General features: G+C 59.2%; 13 protein-coding genes. 3 read left to right on the top strand and 10 right to left on the bottom strand.

Features of this window, described 5'->3' with window-relative positions:
• Nucleotides 1-40 precede the first annotated feature (40 nt).
• The 3 genes from ACFSYH_RS00065 to ACFSYH_RS00055 are packed head-to-tail and all read left to right on the top strand — an operon-like array spanning nucleotide 41 to nucleotide 3506.
• Nucleotides 41-655, top strand: a complete 615-nt coding sequence (locus tag ACFSYH_RS00065) for a PadR family transcriptional regulator (protein WP_377464368.1) — start codon at nucleotides 41-43, stop codon at nucleotides 653-655.
• On the top strand, nucleotides 652-1407 hold the full coding sequence (locus ACFSYH_RS00060; protein WP_377464367.1) for an ABC transporter ATP-binding protein: 756 nt from the start codon (nucleotides 652-654) through the stop codon (nucleotides 1405-1407). The genes ACFSYH_RS00065 and ACFSYH_RS00060 overlap by 4 nt, the downstream gene beginning before the upstream one ends.
• Nucleotides 1404-3506, top strand: coding sequence for a hypothetical protein (locus ACFSYH_RS00055; RefSeq protein ID WP_377464365.1), 2103 nt, complete (start codon nucleotides 1404-1406; stop codon nucleotides 3504-3506). Before ACFSYH_RS00060 ends, ACFSYH_RS00055 begins: the two co-directional genes overlap by 4 nt.
• 235 nt (nucleotides 3507-3741) lie before the next feature.
• Here ACFSYH_RS00055 and ACFSYH_RS00050 read toward each other — a convergent pair whose 3' ends face one another.
• The 10 genes from ACFSYH_RS00050 to gatC all read right to left on the bottom strand — a co-directional run bounded on the left by ACFSYH_RS00050 (nucleotide 3742) and on the right by gatC (nucleotide 15546).
• Nucleotides 3742-4869, bottom strand: coding sequence for a branched-chain amino acid aminotransferase (locus tag ACFSYH_RS00050; protein WP_377464364.1), 1128 nt, complete (start codon nucleotides 4867-4869; stop codon nucleotides 3742-3744).
• A gap of 123 nt (nucleotides 4870-4992) precedes the next feature.
• Nucleotides 4993-6036 (bottom strand): 3-isopropylmalate dehydrogenase, encoded by a 1044-nt coding sequence (locus ACFSYH_RS00045; RefSeq protein WP_377464363.1) that lies wholly within the window; start codon nucleotides 6034-6036, stop codon nucleotides 4993-4995.
• A gap of 164 nt (nucleotides 6037-6200) precedes the next feature.
• Nucleotides 6201-7109, bottom strand: a complete 909-nt coding sequence (locus ACFSYH_RS00040) for a phosphotransferase (protein ID WP_377464362.1) — start codon at nucleotides 7107-7109, stop codon at nucleotides 6201-6203.
• 494 nt (nucleotides 7110-7603) lie between these two features.
• Nucleotides 7604-8641, bottom strand: coding sequence for a ketol-acid reductoisomerase (gene ilvC / locus ACFSYH_RS00035; RefSeq protein ID WP_377464361.1), 1038 nt, complete (start codon nucleotides 8639-8641; stop codon nucleotides 7604-7606).
• Between the two features lie 49 nt (nucleotides 8642-8690).
• Nucleotides 8691-9215, bottom strand: coding sequence for an acetolactate synthase small subunit (ilvN, locus tag ACFSYH_RS00030; protein ID WP_377464360.1), 525 nt, complete (start codon nucleotides 9213-9215; stop codon nucleotides 8691-8693).
• A gap of 16 nt (nucleotides 9216-9231) precedes the next feature.
• Nucleotides 9232-11079: an acetolactate synthase large subunit gene (locus ACFSYH_RS00025; RefSeq protein ID WP_377464359.1), complete on the bottom strand. Its 1848-nt coding sequence runs from the start codon at nucleotides 11077-11079 to the stop codon at nucleotides 9232-9234.
• A gap of 561 nt (nucleotides 11080-11640) precedes the next feature.
• Nucleotides 11641-12219, bottom strand: coding sequence for a GNAT family N-acetyltransferase (locus ACFSYH_RS00020; RefSeq protein ID WP_377464358.1), 579 nt, complete (start codon nucleotides 12217-12219; stop codon nucleotides 11641-11643).
• A gap of 10 nt (nucleotides 12220-12229) precedes the next feature.
• The gene (gene gatB, locus ACFSYH_RS00015) at nucleotides 12230-13735 is read right to left on the bottom strand and encodes an Asp-tRNA(Asn)/Glu-tRNA(Gln) amidotransferase subunit GatB (RefSeq protein WP_377464357.1); all 1506 of its coding nucleotides are present in this window, start codon (nucleotides 13733-13735) and stop codon (nucleotides 12230-12232) included.
• The gene (gatA, locus tag ACFSYH_RS00010) at nucleotides 13735-15246 is read right to left on the bottom strand and encodes an Asp-tRNA(Asn)/Glu-tRNA(Gln) amidotransferase subunit GatA (protein ID WP_377464356.1); all 1512 of its coding nucleotides are present in this window, start codon (nucleotides 15244-15246) and stop codon (nucleotides 13735-13737) included. The genes gatB and gatA overlap by 1 nt, the downstream gene beginning before the upstream one ends.
• A 3-nt stretch (nucleotides 15247-15249) precedes the next feature.
• Nucleotides 15250-15546 (bottom strand): Asp-tRNA(Asn)/Glu-tRNA(Gln) amidotransferase subunit GatC, encoded by a 297-nt coding sequence (gene gatC, locus ACFSYH_RS00005; RefSeq protein WP_377464355.1) that lies wholly within the window; start codon nucleotides 15544-15546, stop codon nucleotides 15250-15252.
• Nucleotides 15547-15793: the final 247 nt, after the last annotated feature.

The raw sequence follows: 15793 nt of genomic DNA, 5'->3' as shown, positions 1-15793 counted from the left end.
CTCTGAAGAATCTAATCGCTCTAAGAAAAGAAGGCGCACCATGTCTGTGAAGCACGGTCTACTCACCATCCTCACCGAACACGCCCTCGCCGGATATGACCTGCGCAGCGAGTTCGAACAGCGCACGGGCGGCACCTGGCCACTCAACATCTCGCAGATCTACTCCACCTTGCAGCGCCTCGAGCGCGACGGATTGGTCGAATCCACCGCTGATGACTCCGATGCAACCCTGTGGAACATCACCGATGCGGGCCGCGCCGAAGCCGAGAACTGGTGGTACACCGCCACTGCGCGGTCAACGCCAAGCCGCGAAGAAGCGAGCATCAAGGTAACCCTCGCGATCACGTCCCCATACGTAGACACCGCCCAGGTCATCCGCACGCAACGCACCGAATCACTGCGAGCACTCCGCGACTACACCAAACTCAAGAGCAAACTCGGCCCCATCAACTCACTGTCCCGCGAAGATCTCGCGTGGGCGATGCTCCTCGACTCCTACATCTTCACCCTCGAAGCCGAACTACGGTGGCTCGACCACGTCGAATCGCGCATCGCGATGGGGTTCGCCAACCTTGCTCCCGCGACACCTTCCGCAACAGGACCCACCCAAACGGGCGGGCTCGTCGCCAATGGAACCAAGAAGGACAACCAGTGAGCTACGCGATTGAAGCCTCCGGGATCACCCATACCTTCCCCGATGGGCAGTCACCGCGAGTCGTCCTCGACTCGGTCGATCTGCGCGTGGCGCCCGGCGAACTCGTCGCGATCATGGGGCCTTCAGGGTCGGGAAAATCCACCCTCCTGAATATCGTGGCCGGGCTGCTTGAACCCGAAGCGGGAAATGTCCTCGTCGCAGACACCCTACTGCGCTCCGCGACCACTGCGGAACGCACAATCTTACGCCGCCAAGCGTTCGGGATCGTGTTCCAACGCAACAACCTCGTTGACGCGCTCACGCTCGAAGAAAACGTGGCACTGCCCCTCGAACTCAACGGGATCAACCCGCGCATCGCACTCAAACAGGCCCGACTCATCCTCGATGACCAAGGCCTCGGCGATGTGGCACGACTGTTCCCCGCTCAAGCGTCAGGAGGGCAACGCCAACTCACCGCGGTCCTCGCAGCGCTCAGCTCCAAACGCCACATCCTTCTCGCCGACGAACCCACAGGCGCGCTCGACACCGCCTCGGGTGATGAGGTCATGCGGCTCATCCGCAACCACATCGATGCCGGTGCATCCGGACTACTCGTCACCCACAGCGCCCGCGACGCAGCGTGGGCCGATCGAGTGGTCTACCTACAGGATGGAGCGATCTCGTCCGACACGGGAAGCTCGCATTCCTTCGGTTTCCCCACCAGCACGCAGAGCAGCCTCAGCGACTTCCCCACCACGGACGGCACCCCATGAACCGCATCACCGAGAACCTGCCCACACCGATCAGACTTGGGCTGCGCGACCTTAACCAAAACAAGTTCGCCACGCTGGCGTTGATCCTCGTGTTGACGGGACTCATCAGTTTTTTCGTGCCCGCGCTGCTCAGCGACTACGTGGGTGGTTGGCGTTGGAACAGCGACACCATCGTCAGAAGCCACGAACGTTTTAGTCAGTCTGCGGAAAAGGAACAGCACCCCGACCTCCAAGCAGCCTGGCAGGCCGACAGCATCGACCCTGCCATTGATGGAGCGGCCTACGGACTCGAAACTGTCCGCGTAGCAGCCGACACACTGTTTTTCCCAGACTTTCAAGAACCCGAATACGACGAAGCAGAGATAAGCCTCCCGGTTTACGTGTACGCCACCGACTGGGATTCTCCACGGAGCATCGTTCCGGTGACTTTCACGCAGGGCCGCGCGCCACGCTCCGGAAACGAAATCGCATTATCCACGTCGATTTCCTTCCGCGACCCTGAACTAGAGAAACTGCGGGTGGGCGATACCGTGCGAGTCTCAACGCAGATGGAGCCTGACGCAGACAGCCGGACATTTAACATTGTTGGGCTCTATGAGCAGCAGTGGGGCGACATATCACTGTTCCCAGTGCAACGGGCTGACGCAATTGTCACGCCGCACAACCAACTCGGCCACGAACTGTCTAGTGACCAGTTCTTCGCTTTCGGGCGACCGCTGTCTAACGTTGATGCATCCGGGCTTCTCCGCGAGATCTCCCGCCTCTACGCGGTCAACGAATTAGGCAACTACGACTGGGCTATCGCAAACCTGGTTGACAGTAAGGACCTGCGCCGTCAAGCAGTCGAAACGTTTCCTGTGTACTCCTTCTGGGGTACCAACGAAGCTGTCTACAGTCTTCTGATGTCGTTTGGCGCTGTGTCTTTGGTGACTGTGGTGTCGGTCCCGCTGTACTGGCAGAACGCCCGGCGCAGGAAGCTGCAGTTCGCGCAGTTGGAACGAAACGGTATGACTAGAAACTCGCGTTTGCTGAGCCGGCTTACACCCGCACTCATCGTGGGTGTGACGGCCGCGGCCCTGGGGTTTGTTGGCAGTGTTTGGCGTTTTTCTTACATGTCTTCGTCAGAGTATGTTCGCTCGGAACTGCCGCTTTTAAGCCACGGCGTAACGTTCAGTATCACGTTCTGCCTAATTTTCGGTTTGTTGCCGCCGTTGGCTGCGTCTTTGCTCGCGTACGCTGCAGAGCGCGGTTCGGCGCATTCGCTGCTGCGTGATGTTGGCGAATCGGCGGAGCAAACGTATGTTCCGGCCAGGCCATTTGACCGTAGCCGCCGGGTGGGGATCGCCCTGTGGGTGCTGGCGATACCTCTCATGTGGTTTTCTGCCCACTTCGGTGCGGAGCCAAGCAGGCTGCACAACATCCGTGATCTGGTGCTTTTGCTCGGCATGCTGTGCGGGTTTGGGCTCCTTGTCGTCGGTTTCTATTTTGTTCTTGCTGCGCTACTACCCGCCATTTCGGTTCGTGGGCGGCGCTGGCCGTTGGCTGCACGCATTGCAGCACGCGATGTTGCGGGCCGGTTGGGTTCCAGCATCAACACGATCGTGCCTGTGACCGTGCTCGTGGGGCTTGGTGTGGTGTGGTCTGTGATCTCTCGCCAACACTATTTGGAGGATTTCGAAGAAACGTACGCAGATACGCCGTTCACGGTGGCTGCGTGGCTGCTCCCGGTTGTTGTGTTGGTTCTGTTTTTCTCGTTGCTGCTCAGTAGCGACGAACTGCAGCGTTCACGTTCTGCGCTCTCTCATCAGGGTGTGCTTCCGGTTGAGGTATCGATGATTGATGGTTTCCGTGCGGTCATCTTGGCGTGTGTTGGTGTTGTTTTTGGCTTCGTGCTTGGGACGTTCGTGGGGGCGATGCTGATGGTCTTACGCGCAGAGGAATCGTTCGCGGGGTTTGACACTACTTTCAGGGTGGCGTCGCTGATGCCCACGCCGGCTACGGCGTTCATCGTGCTGGTTCCGCTTCTGCTCGCGTTCCCCGTGGGCTGGATCGCGGGGCGTCGCAACGCCCGGCTGGTCACGGCCACCGCAACCACGTAACCGCTGACAGGTGACTTGCCGCTGGGAGGCGGCAGGTTCGTCGGCAATCAGAAAAACCCACATTGACGACGATCAGGTCGCCTCAGCACGACCACTCACCTTCCAGCCACGAGCAGTTGGATGCGTGGAACCCGACCCAAACGCGAAAGTGCCCGGTCCATGACGGACCGGGCACTTTCACTATTCAACCGTTGCCCGATGAGTTAGCAGGCTGTTGAACTAGTGTGAGGTTTGGCTAGGCGAGGCGCGTCAGCCAGTTGTGGCGGTCTGGGCGACGGCCATTTTGGATGTCGGTCAGTTCCTCACGGATATCCATGGTGAACTTACCGGGTTCTCCCCCGTTGATGGTGATGTCGAAGTCATTGTCCGCAAGGCGGCCAATCGGAGTGATCACAGCGGCGGTTCCACACGCGAACGCCTCCGCGATCTCACCGGACTCAAGCATCGCACGCAATGACGCGAGCGTGATGTGTTCCTCGGACACCTTGATTCCGCGGTCCTCAATGAGTTGCAGAATCGATGAACGAGTCACACCACGCAGAATCGAACCGGACAGAGCAGGAGTCACGACGTCGCCGTTTGCCTTCACGAAGAAGACGTTCATCCCGCCGAGTTCCTCAATCGCCGGGTCTGCTTGACCATCGAGGAAGCACACCTGATCGAACCCATCCTTGGCGGCGGCGATCTGCGGCAGTAAGGATGCAGCATAGTTTCCACCGCATTTGGCTTCGCCGGTTCCACCGCGGCTTGCGCGAGCGTACTCCTGGGAGATCCAGATGTTGACCGGGTGGACACCACCGGAAAAATAGGGGCCGACGGGCGAGGAAATCACAAGATGTTCTACCTCGTAGGCTGGACGCACGCCAAGGAATGCCTCGGTCGCAATCATGAAGGGACGCAGGTACAACGCTGCTTCCTCGCCGGTAGGAACCCACTCGATATCGGTGCGAACCAGAGCCGCAATGGACCCAATGAAGTCGTCCACGCTCAACTCTGGCAGAGCGAGACGGCGGGCCGAGCGAATGTACCGCTTGGCGTTCTCCTCGGGGCGGAACGTCCACACAGACCCATCCGCGTGGCGGTACGCCTTGAGGCCTTCAAAGACTTCCTGGCCATAGTGGAACACGGCGGCTGCGGGGGCGAGCGAGAGGGGACCGTACTTCTCAATCCGACGATTGTTCCAGCCGTCGGTGTTGTTCCATGACATGCGCGCCATGTGGTCCGAGAAGACGGTGCCAAACTTTGGCTCAGCTTTCAACGCCTCGCGTTCGTCCGCAGGAAGCGGGGTATCCGTGAGGTTGATAGCGAACTGTTGGGCTGCCTCGTCAACGGAGGTGTTTAGAGTTTCGAGCTGCAAGCTCATATTGGGGCCTTTCACCTGGCGACCTCTGGTTCGGCTAATGCCACCAGTCAAAATCGACTGGCGGCATTAGAGCACAGTGGTCTCATTATAGAAGCCGAGTGCGCGGCCTTGGGTAGTCAGACGTCAGCCGCGTACGCGTGCTGCGATGTCTGCTCCTACCTCGGCCGTCGAACGGACGGCGGTTCCACGTTCTGCGAGGTCTGCGGCAACAGCGTTCTCCACGCTCTTCGACTGTTCGGTGTAACCGAGGTGGTCGAGCAGCATCGCAACCGAGAGGATCGTTGCGGTGGGGTCTGCCTTGCCTTGGCCTGCAATGTCAGGCGCGGAGCCGTGCACTGGCTCAAACATGGATGGCGTGGTGCGATCAGGGTTGATGTTTCCAGACGCCGCAAGGCCAATACCACCGGTGATAGCGGCGGCTTGGTCGGTCAAAATGTCACCGAACAGGTTGTCGGTAACGATGACATCGAAACGCGATGGGTTCGTTGTCAAGAAGATCGTTGCTGCATCAACGTGCAGGTAGTCGGTCGTGACCTCAGGGAACTCTTCGTTCACGCGCTCAACGGTACGGCGCCAGAGGTGACCGGCGTGGACCAGAACGTTGTGCTTGTGCACCAAGGTCAGGTGCTTGCGTTCACGGGCTGCTGCACGTGCGAATGCGTCACGGACAACACGCTCGATACCGAAGGCCGTGTTCACGGAGACCTCGTTGGCCACCTCGTGCGGGGTTCCCGTACGGATCGAGCCGCCGTTACCCACGTATGGGCCCTCGGTTCCCTCGCGGACGACAACGAAGTCGATCTCGCCTGGCTCAGCAAGTGGGGACTTCACGCCCTGGTATAGCTTGCCGGGGCGCAGATTCACATAGTGGTCCAGCGAGAAGCGGAGCTTGAGGAGCAATCCGCGCTCGAGAACACCCGATGGAACGGTTGGATCACCAATAGCACCAAGAAGGATCGCGTCCTTGGTGCGTAGTGCGGCGAGGTCCTCATCGGTGAGGGTGTCGCCCGTCTCATGCCAACGCTTGGCGCCGAGGTTGAAGTCAGTTGTAGCAAGCGAGACATCCGACGTGGCAAGCGCAGATTCCAGAACCGCGAGGCCCTGCTCCACTACCTCGATACCGATGCCGTCACCAGCGATTACCGCAAGATCGATGTTCTTCGTCATGAACCAATGTTAATCCTGTGGTCCATCCATCGGGATAGGACGACCACGATGTGAGCAGCGCACCCCGGACCAAATACCCATCTCACGCACCGCACAGACGCTGGGGCCTGACCGTATCGTCGCCAGGCAGCCGACATGGGCGAGCGTCCAGGCGGCCGAACCACCTAGCGGCGCGACCAGCGGCGCTCAAGCCACTCCAAAATCACTCGGGCATGCTGATATTGGTGCTCGCGCAGCGATTGCGGAACCTTGATGGCGGGTTGGTCGGCTTGGTACACGTAGTAGCTGGCGAAGCCCGCCAGAACCGCGTCGATCTGCTGATCGGTGACCCCACGGAAGACTGGGTGGCTGGCAATCTCGTGCTCAACATCGATTGTCGGGTCAATAAGTGAACAATCCAGCACGAACAACAGCGCGTCATACCAGAGCGCACCGCGAGCAGCCCACGGCCAATCCACGATCCACGCTGCGCCCTGCGCATCAATCAGAATGTTGTCCGGGCGGAGATCGTTATGCACAAGATCATTCCCCGAGGCTGCTTCCACGGCTCTCTCAGACGCCGCCCTCAACAATGGCAAGTGGGAAACAGCCCAATCGTCCATAGCACTGTACCCGGCATCAATCCTGTCCCATTGGGTGAGGGCAGGCGCAAGATCCTCCGCCACGTCTGGAAGCCCTGGAACCGCATCCACCGACGGCAACGTGAGCAACGAGTCCAACACGGCATGCATATCCGCGCGGGTGTCCGGGTACCGCCCCGCCACATCCTCGATGAGTAACGCCAGCCAACCGCTCTGCGCATATGAGCCGAGAAGCTGTGGCACCCGCGCCATGCGTGGCAGCAGACTCAATATCTCGACTTCACGTTCGTAGAGCCGATAGGTTCCCTCAAATCCCTCCCGATGGACCGCCTTCAAAAACCCACGTGCGCCATTTGCGGTCCGCACGCGAGCAGCAGTTCCCTGCGAAAACCCACCGGCCTGGTTCTCAAACTCCACCAGCGCACCGCCCAGCAGATCCTCTACGAAGGCAACCACCTCGGCTGGTAGTTGCGTCAATTCAAGTCGCGCCATTTCGCCACGCTATCACCAGATTTCCGACGAGTCCCCACTTTTTCCCACACCTCGTTTTCCAGCCCGCACAGTTTCGCACAGCCTGACCCAGCCTTCTCAGGGTGGCGTCCCCACCTAGCACCAATCGCACGCAATTCGGTGGGGCGTTTTTGGTCCGGGTGCATATAACCGTAGGGTGCACCCGGAACAAAAACGCCCCACCGATACCTAAACGCCGATAGCAAGAGCTCGCTACGTCGTACCGCTGAGAAAACTCTTCATAGCACGACAAGGGGGCTGTCCCAACCATTTGGTTGGGACAGCCCCCTTGTGAACGCTAAAGGTGCGGTTCCCATCTACGATCAACGCAATGGAATCCACCGCATTTCTCGCCCCGAGAGTGCTTGCCGCTAACTAAAGTCAGCGTGCGACGGAGCCCGCTGTACCTGTTGCTCAGGCTCACATCTACCGTTGCTCTCCGGCAGGAACTTGCTACGCAGAGTTCCTACCTACGATCAACGAGCGACGGAGCCTTCGACGTAGTCGGAGGTGTTGTCGTCGGAACGCTTGCTCCATGCGAACAGCTTGCGCAGTTCACGACCGGTAGCCTCGATTGGGTGTGCTTCACCCTTGGCACGCAGTTCCTTGAACTCTGGAGCACCGGCTTCCTGGTCGTTGATGAAACGCTCAGCGAATGCACCGTTCTGGATGTCAGCGAGAACGGCCTTCATGTTCTCCTTGACCTCAGGGGTGATCACGCGAGGACCGGAGACGTAGTCACCATACTCAGCGGTGTCGGAAACCGACCAACGCTGCTTGGCGATGCCACCCTCCCACATGAGGTCAACGATGAGCTTGAGTTCGTGGAGAACCTCGAAATATGCAACCTCAGGCTGGTAGCCGGCCTCGGTGAGAACCTCGAAGCCGTACTGCACGAGCTGCGATGCGCCACCGCACAGAACAGCCTGCTCACCGAACAGGTCGGTCTCGGTCTCTTCGGTGAAGGTGGTCTTGATACCGGCAGCACGAAGACCACCGATTGCCTTACCGTACGACAGCGCGAGGTCCCAAGCGGCACCGGAAGCGTCCTGCTCGACGGCAACGATGACTGGAACGCCACGGCCGTCAACGTACTCGCGACGCACGAGGTGCCCTGGGCCCTTAGGGGCGACCATGAGGATGTCGTGGCCAGCTTCAGGCTTGATGTAGCCGAAGCGGATGTTGAAGCCGTGACCGAAGACGAGCGCTGCGCCCTCCTGAAGGTTGGGAGCAATCTCCTGCGCGTACACGGTGCGCTGTACCTGGTCTGGGGTCAGGATGACAACGACGTCAGCTTCAGCGACTGCCTCGCCAACCGGAAGAACCTTGAGGCCCTCGTTCTCAGCCTTGGCAGCCGATGCCGAACCTGAACGCAGGCCGACGCGGACGTCTACGCCCGAGTCACGAAGGTTCAGCGCGTGTGCGTGACCCTGGCTACCGTAACCGATAACGGCAACCTTCTTGTTCTGGATGATCGACAGGTCTGCATCGTCGTCGTAAAAGAGTTCAGCCACCGGGATATCTCCTTAGGATTGTGTGGTGTTGAGTTAAGTCTAGAAAAAATCAGTGAGAACGTGTTGTACGTTCCAAGGCGCGGTCAGACATGGAGCGTGGTCCACGTGCGATCGCGACGGCTCCGGACTTCACGATCTCGCGAATTCCGTATGGTTCGAGCGCGTTGAGTAAGGCAGCGAGTTTGCCCGGGCTGCCGACAGCCTCGATTGTCACCGCGTCCGGTACAACGTCAACAACGTGTGCGCGGAAGAGTTGGACAACCTCGATGATGCCCGACCGGTTACCGCCGTCTGCCTTGACCTTGACGAGCATGAGTTCGCGGGTCACGGCTGCCTCTGGCTCGAGTTCAACGATCTTGATGACGTTGACGAGTTTGTTCAGTTGCTTGGTGACCTGTTCAAGTGGCAGTTCGTCAACATCCACCACAACCGTGACACGAGAGAGTTCCTCGTGTTCGGTTGGTCCCACTGCGAGGGAGTGGATGTTGAAGGAACGGCGGGCGAAAAGACCGGCGATGCGGGTCAGTACGCCTGGTTTGTTCTCCACGAGTACGGAGAGAGTGTGACGTGACATGTTCGTAGGTTCCCTCTCAGTCTTCGCGGTCCCACGCTGGCGAGATGCCGCGTGCATATTGGATGTCGTCGTTGGATACGCCTGCTGCGACCATTGGCCACACCATGGAGTTGCGTGACACGTTGAAGTCGATCAGGACTGGCACGTCGTTGATCTCCTCTGCACGCTTGATGGCCTCATCCACTTCGGAGAGCTTCTCAACTCGGATGCCAACACAGCCGTAGGCGTCCGCGAGTTTCACAAAGTCAGGCACGCGGCGGGTTCCCGCACCGGTGTGCAGGTCGGTGTTTGAGTACCGCTCGTTGTAGAACAGGGTCTGCCACTGGCGGACCATGCCGAGGGAGGAGTTGTTGATCAGCGCAACCTTGATCGGGATGTCGTTGATCGTGCAGGTTGCGAGTTCCTGGTTGGTCATCTGGAAGCATCCGTCGCCGTCAACCGCCCACACGGTGCGGTCTGGTGCCCCGACCTTGGCGCCCATTGCGGCAGGGATAGAGAATCCCATAGTGCCCAGACCACCCGAGTTGATCCAGGAGTTTGGGCGCTCATACTTGATGAACTGTGATGCCCACATCTGGTGCTGTCCAACGCCTGCCACGTAGATGGACTCTGGCCCGGAGATCTCCGAGAGCCGACCAATAACGTGCTGCGGCGCAAGGAGACCATCGCCCACGTCGGTGTATCCGAGCGGGTAGGTCTCGCGCCAGGAGTTGATCTGGCGCCACCATGCCTCGATGTCGGGCTTGCCGTTGGTCTCGTGTTCGCGTGCGAGTTCTGGGAGCAGTTCCGCGATGACCTCTTTCAGGTCACCCACGATTGGAACGTCCACAACACGGTTCTTACCGATCTCGGCTGGGTCGATGTCTGCGTGGACAACGGTTGCGTGGGGGGCGAACGACGAGAGTTTTCCGGTCACACGGTCGTCGAAGCGCGCACCCAGAGCAACAATCAGGTCAGCCTTCTGCAACGCGGCGACCGCTGGAACGGTTCCGTGCATACCTGGCATACCGAGGTGCTGCGGGTGGGAGTCCGGCAACGCTCCGCGGGCCATGAGGGTTGTCACTACGGCTGCACCGGACAGGTCCGTGAGCTTCCGCAGTTGCTCGCTCGCACCCGACCGAATAACTCCGCCACCAACGTACAGCACCGGACGACGTGCGCTCGCAAGGAGCCGTGCAGCCTCACGGATCTGCTTGTTGTGTGGTTTGGTGACCGGGTGATAGCCGGGCAGGTTGATTTCCTGCGGCCACGAGAAGGTCGTATTCGCCTGCATCGCAGATTTGGCGATGTCCACCAGGACGGGCCCGGGCCGACCGGACTGTGCAATGTGGAATGCCTCAGCGATAGTGCGTGGAATATCCGCTGGGTCGGTCACCAGGAAGTTGTGCTTCGTGACTGGCAGCGTGATACCCACGATGTCCGCTTCTTGGAACGCATCGGTTCCGATGAGCGAGGCGCCCACCTGTCCCGTGATCGCAACCAACGGGATCGAGTCCATGTTCGCATCGGCGAGTGGTGTGACCAGGTTGGTAGCACCTGGACCGGAGGTCGCCATGGTGACGCCGACGCGTCCGGTTGCGTGTGCGTAACCTGCGGCGGCATGTCCGCCACCCTGCTCATGGCGTACAAGGATGTGGCGGACCTTCTTCGAGTCCATCAGTGGGTCGTAGGTCGGCAGAATCGCGCCGCCCGGAATACCGAAGACGACATCGACGCCGACTTCCTCGAGCGATCGAACGATCGACTCCGCTCCGGTGACATTCTCGGTCACACCGGTGCTCGTGGAAGGTCGCGCAAACGCGGCCGGCGTTGGAGCAGGCTTTGAGGACTGGGGCTTGGCCGCAGTCTGATCGCCTTGGACCATCTGGATCTCCTGTTTCTCTAACAATATGTGGAGTTACCGGACAGGCAGGTTTTGCTCATCTGGACATCGTGTTGCCTTCAGCGTGGACCTAAGGCGGGCAATGCTGGTGTCTCTTTGCCTTATGAGCTAGAAACGTTCGTGCCACTGGCTTGTGACATGAAAAAACCCTCCACACCGGTCTGGTGTCTGGGAGGGTGCGCGCGTTGACAAAACTTGGCGGATTAGTTTCGAACCAACGCGCTAGATAACGACTAGAAGAATTGTGCAACGCATACTAGGAGGTTACGCCTTGGACCCCAGTCTTGTCACACCACCAAGACTGGCGTCTCACATTTCAATACTTTATGTTCAGATTTTCGACGAGTACCCACTTCACAGGCTCCCTCACCTCCCAGCCCGGCTGGGGAGCAGGTGGTCGCCTCCCGACCCAGCGGGCTCGTCGCCAATTACTGTGCACACTGCCCACGGACGGTTTCAGACCGATTCGCCGACTCGTCGCCAATTATCTATGTGCGACAAACAAAACGGGGTGGTTCCGTATGGAACCACCCCGAGGTGACCTTAGCGCTGCGGATCGTATTCATCCTCAAGGATGGACATGACATAGACATCGCAGAACCCGCCCTCGCCGTCAGGGGCAGCGTCCCGCAGGACACCCTCCTGCACGAAGCCGAGCGACTCATACAGCATCTTGGCACGCGGGTTAATCGCAAGCACATCGAGTGAGAACCGGTGCAACCCCAGGCCCTGCGCAGGTGGGGCGAACACAAAGTCCAGCACCAAGGCTATGGCCTCACGGCCATAACCTCGTCCACGATATTGCGGAAGCGAAATCAACCGCATGTTCGCACTGCGAGTCACCGGATCGATCTCGTTGACAACGATCTCACCGATCATCTCATCGCACACTGAGCCATCCTCGCCCGGCATGAGCGAGGTCATCGCAAAGTCATAGCGCCCCTCGCGATCCGACACCGTACGTGCCCACTCGTCGATCTCCTCGCGAGTGAATGTGCGAGTCGTACCTGTGAGACGGTTCGACTCCGCATCCTGCAACGACTCCCACATGCGCTCTGCATCCCGCTCTTCGACGGGACGCAACTGTACAAGTTCGCCAGTGAGGACTGGACCGCGTGCCATAATCGCCGCCTTAGTTGTTGATACGTTCGAGGACAAGCTCACGAACACGACCAGCGTCAGCCTGCCCCTTGGTCGCCTTCATAACCGCACCGATGATCGCACCAATCGGACCCATGTTGCCCGACTTGACCTTCTCAACGATGTCCGGCTGAGCCGCCAGAGTCTCGTCGATAACAGTCAGCAGAGCGCCATCGTCGGAAACGATCTCAAGGCCCTTTGCCACAACAATCGCCTCAGGGTTGCCCTCACCAGCAAGAACTGCTTCAAGAACCTGACGGCCGATCTTGTCGTTGATACGCTTCGCCTCGATCAGGCCTTGGAGTTCAGCGATCTGTGCTGGCGTTACCGAGACCTCAGACAGTTCGATCTCCTGCTCCTTCGCGTTGCGGGCAAGCTCACCCATCCACCACTTGCGAGCAGCAGCCGGAGCGGTGCCAGCGGCAACCGTCTCCTCAATCAACTCAAGGGCGCCAGCGTTGATCACGTCACGCATTTCAACATCCGTGAAACCCCACTCACCGATCAGGCGGCGGCGCTTGACCGCAGGGAGTTCTGGCAGAGTTTCGCGCAGTTCCTCAACCCACTCACGGCTCGGAGCCACAGGAACCAGGTCAGGCTCCGGGAAATAGCGGTAGTCCTCAGCATCAGACTTCTCACGACCCGACGAGGTCGTGTTGTTGTCCTCGTGCCAGTGACGCGTCTCCTGAATGACCTTCTCACCGGCGTCGAGAATTGCAGCCTGACGTTCAACCTCATAACGGACCGCACGTTCGATTGAACGGAACGAATTCACGTTCTTGGTCTCAGTGCGGGTGCCCAGAGGGGACTGCGGGGTCTCGCGAAGCGACACGTTAATATCCGCGCGAACGTTACCGCGCTCCATACGTGCCTCAGAGACCTCAAGTGCACGGAAGATGTCGCGCAAGGTCTGGACGTAGGCGCGAGCAACCTCAGGAGCACGCTCCCCCGCACCCTCAATCGGGCGAGTCACGATCTCCACGAGTGGGATACCCGCACGGTTGTAGTCGATCAGCGAGTACTCCGCGCCCTGGATACGACCAGTCGCACCACCCACGTGGGTGTTCTTACCGGCGTCCTCCTCCATGTGTGCGCGCTCGATCTCCACGCGGAAGATCGAGCCGTCCTCAAGCTCCACATCCAGGTAACCGTCATACGCGATGGGCTCATCGTATTGCGAGGTCTGGAAGTTCTTCGGAACGTCTGGGTAGAAATAGTTCTTGCGCGCGAACCGGCAGGTTTCAGCGATCTTGCAGTTCAAGGCCAGACCGATCTTGATCGCCGACTCGACCGCCTTGCCGTTGACCACCGGCAGCGCGCCGGGAAGACCGAGCGATACCGGGGTCACCTGAGTGTTTGGCTCCCCACCGAACTCAACCTCCGCGGCACAGAACATCTTGGTCTTGGTACCCAGCTCAACGTGTACCTCAATACCGAGAACCGGATCGTACTTTGCCACTGCCTCGTCATAGTCAACGAGCTCAACGTAGCCACTCATCACTTGACCTCCAGCTCAGGTGCCTGCGAAAGGAGCGGTCCGCCCCACTTCTGCTCAAGCGCTGCCTCAAGGGCAGCACCGATGCGGTACATACGTGCATCCTCACGGATAGGTGCGAGGATCTGGAATCCAACAGGCATGCTGTCATCCGACAGACCTGCGGGGAGAGACATTCCCGGTACGCCAGCGAGGTTCGCTGGGATGGTTGCGACGTCGTTCAGGTACATCGCAAGCGGGTCATCCAACTTCTCACCAAATTTGAACGCAGTAGTTGGTGCGGTTGGCGAGACGAGAACATCAGCCTGCTCGAATGCAGCGTTGAAGTCGCGCTGAATCAGCGTACGAACCTTCTGCGCCGAACCGTAGTAGGCATCGTAGTAGCCCGACGACAGTGCATAGGTACCGATGATGATGCGGCGCTTGACCTCGTCGCCGAAGCCCGCGCCACGAGTCGCAGCCATAACGCGCTCAGCAGTGACAGGACCCTCCTGCGGTTCAACGCGCAGACCGAAACGCATGCCGTCGAACTTGGCGAGGTTCGAGGATGCCTCAGCAGGCATGATCAGATAGTAGGCGGCAAGTGCGTGCGTGAACGAAGGACAGGACACCTCAACGATCTCGGCACCCATCCCACGTAGGAGTTCAATCGACTCATCGAAACGCGCCTGCACACCGTCTTGGTAACCCTCACCCGAGAGTTCCTTGACGATACCGATACGCACGCCCGACAAGTCTTGTTTTGCACCATCTTCCGCGGCAGCAACATAGCCGGTCTGTGGTTCAGGTAGTGAGGTGGAGTCCTTGGGGTCATGTCCACCGATGAGCTCATGCAGCAGCGCAGAGTCCAGAACCGTACGAGTCACCGGACCCGCCTGGTCAAGCGACGACGCCATAGCGATCAGACCGTAACGCGAGATCGAACCATAAGTCGGCTTGACGCCAACGGTTCCGGTGACCGCACCCGGCTGACGGATCGAACCACCAGTGTCCGTACCGATCGCGAGCGGAGCCTCAAACGCCGCAAGTGCTGCAGCGGAGCCACCACCCGAACCACCTGGGATACGTTCAATGTCCCAAGGGTTGAGCGTCCTACCATATGCGGAGTGCTCGGTCGATGAGCCCATCGCGAACTCGTCCATGTTCGTCTTACCGAGGATCGGGAGCTTTGCTTCCTTGATCTTCTCCACGAGAGTGGCATCGTAGGGCGGGATCCATCCCTCGAGCATCTTCGAGCCCGCAGTGGTCTGTACGCCATCAGTGACGACAACGTCCTTCACCGCAATGGGAACACCTGCGAGTGGGTGTAGTTCCACACCCTCAGCACGTAGACGGTCCACCTCTGCGGCAGTGGTCAGCGCATCCTCAGCAGTAACAACGATGTAGGAGTTAATGCTGTCGTCTACCGCCGCGATACGGTCAAGATATGCCTGAGTGACCTCAACGGAGGTTACCTCACCGGCTTGGAGTTTCGCTGCAAGTTCGGCAGCGGAAAGTTTGATCAGATCAGACATCATTCACTCCTCTCCCAGAATCTGCGGAACGAGGAACTTACCATCTTCACTGGCAGGAGCGGAAGCAAGAACCTTGTCGCGATCCGTGGGGGTAACAGGAACGTCATCACGGAACACGTTTGTCAGTGGAATCGGGTGGCTGGTTGCTGGGACGTCAGGTCCGACAATCTCGGACACCTGTGCAACAGACTGCACGATGACTTCCAACTCACCAGCAAGGCGGTCTAGTTCTTCGGGGCGCAGTTCGATGCGTGCCAAAGCAGCAACGCGCGCGACCTCATCACGGGAAATAGTGGACATGGTACTAGTCTAGTTTGTTTTATCGCACAAAATTGCAGGTTTTCATGTAACGACGGTGACGAAACCCGATTGGCGGCTAACGTTATAAGCCTATGAGTGTCCACTCGTGCGATAGAAAGCAATGTTCAGTCACCCATCGCGCAGGCCGGATGCATGTCATTACCTTTTGTCAGCCTCGACAAAAGCACCTCAAAGACATGTGATCGTTCTGAAGACCACGGCCGTGAACCTGGCACGAGCCTGACCC

Origin of the sequence: Populibacterium corticicola (assembly GCF_042683685.1) — a bacterium.
Lineage (GTDB): Bacteria > Actinomycetota > Actinomycetes > Actinomycetales > Cellulomonadaceae > Timonella > Timonella corticicola.
The sequence above is the reverse complement of the archived record's forward strand: the minus strand, read 5'-3'. Positions and strand labels throughout refer to the sequence as shown.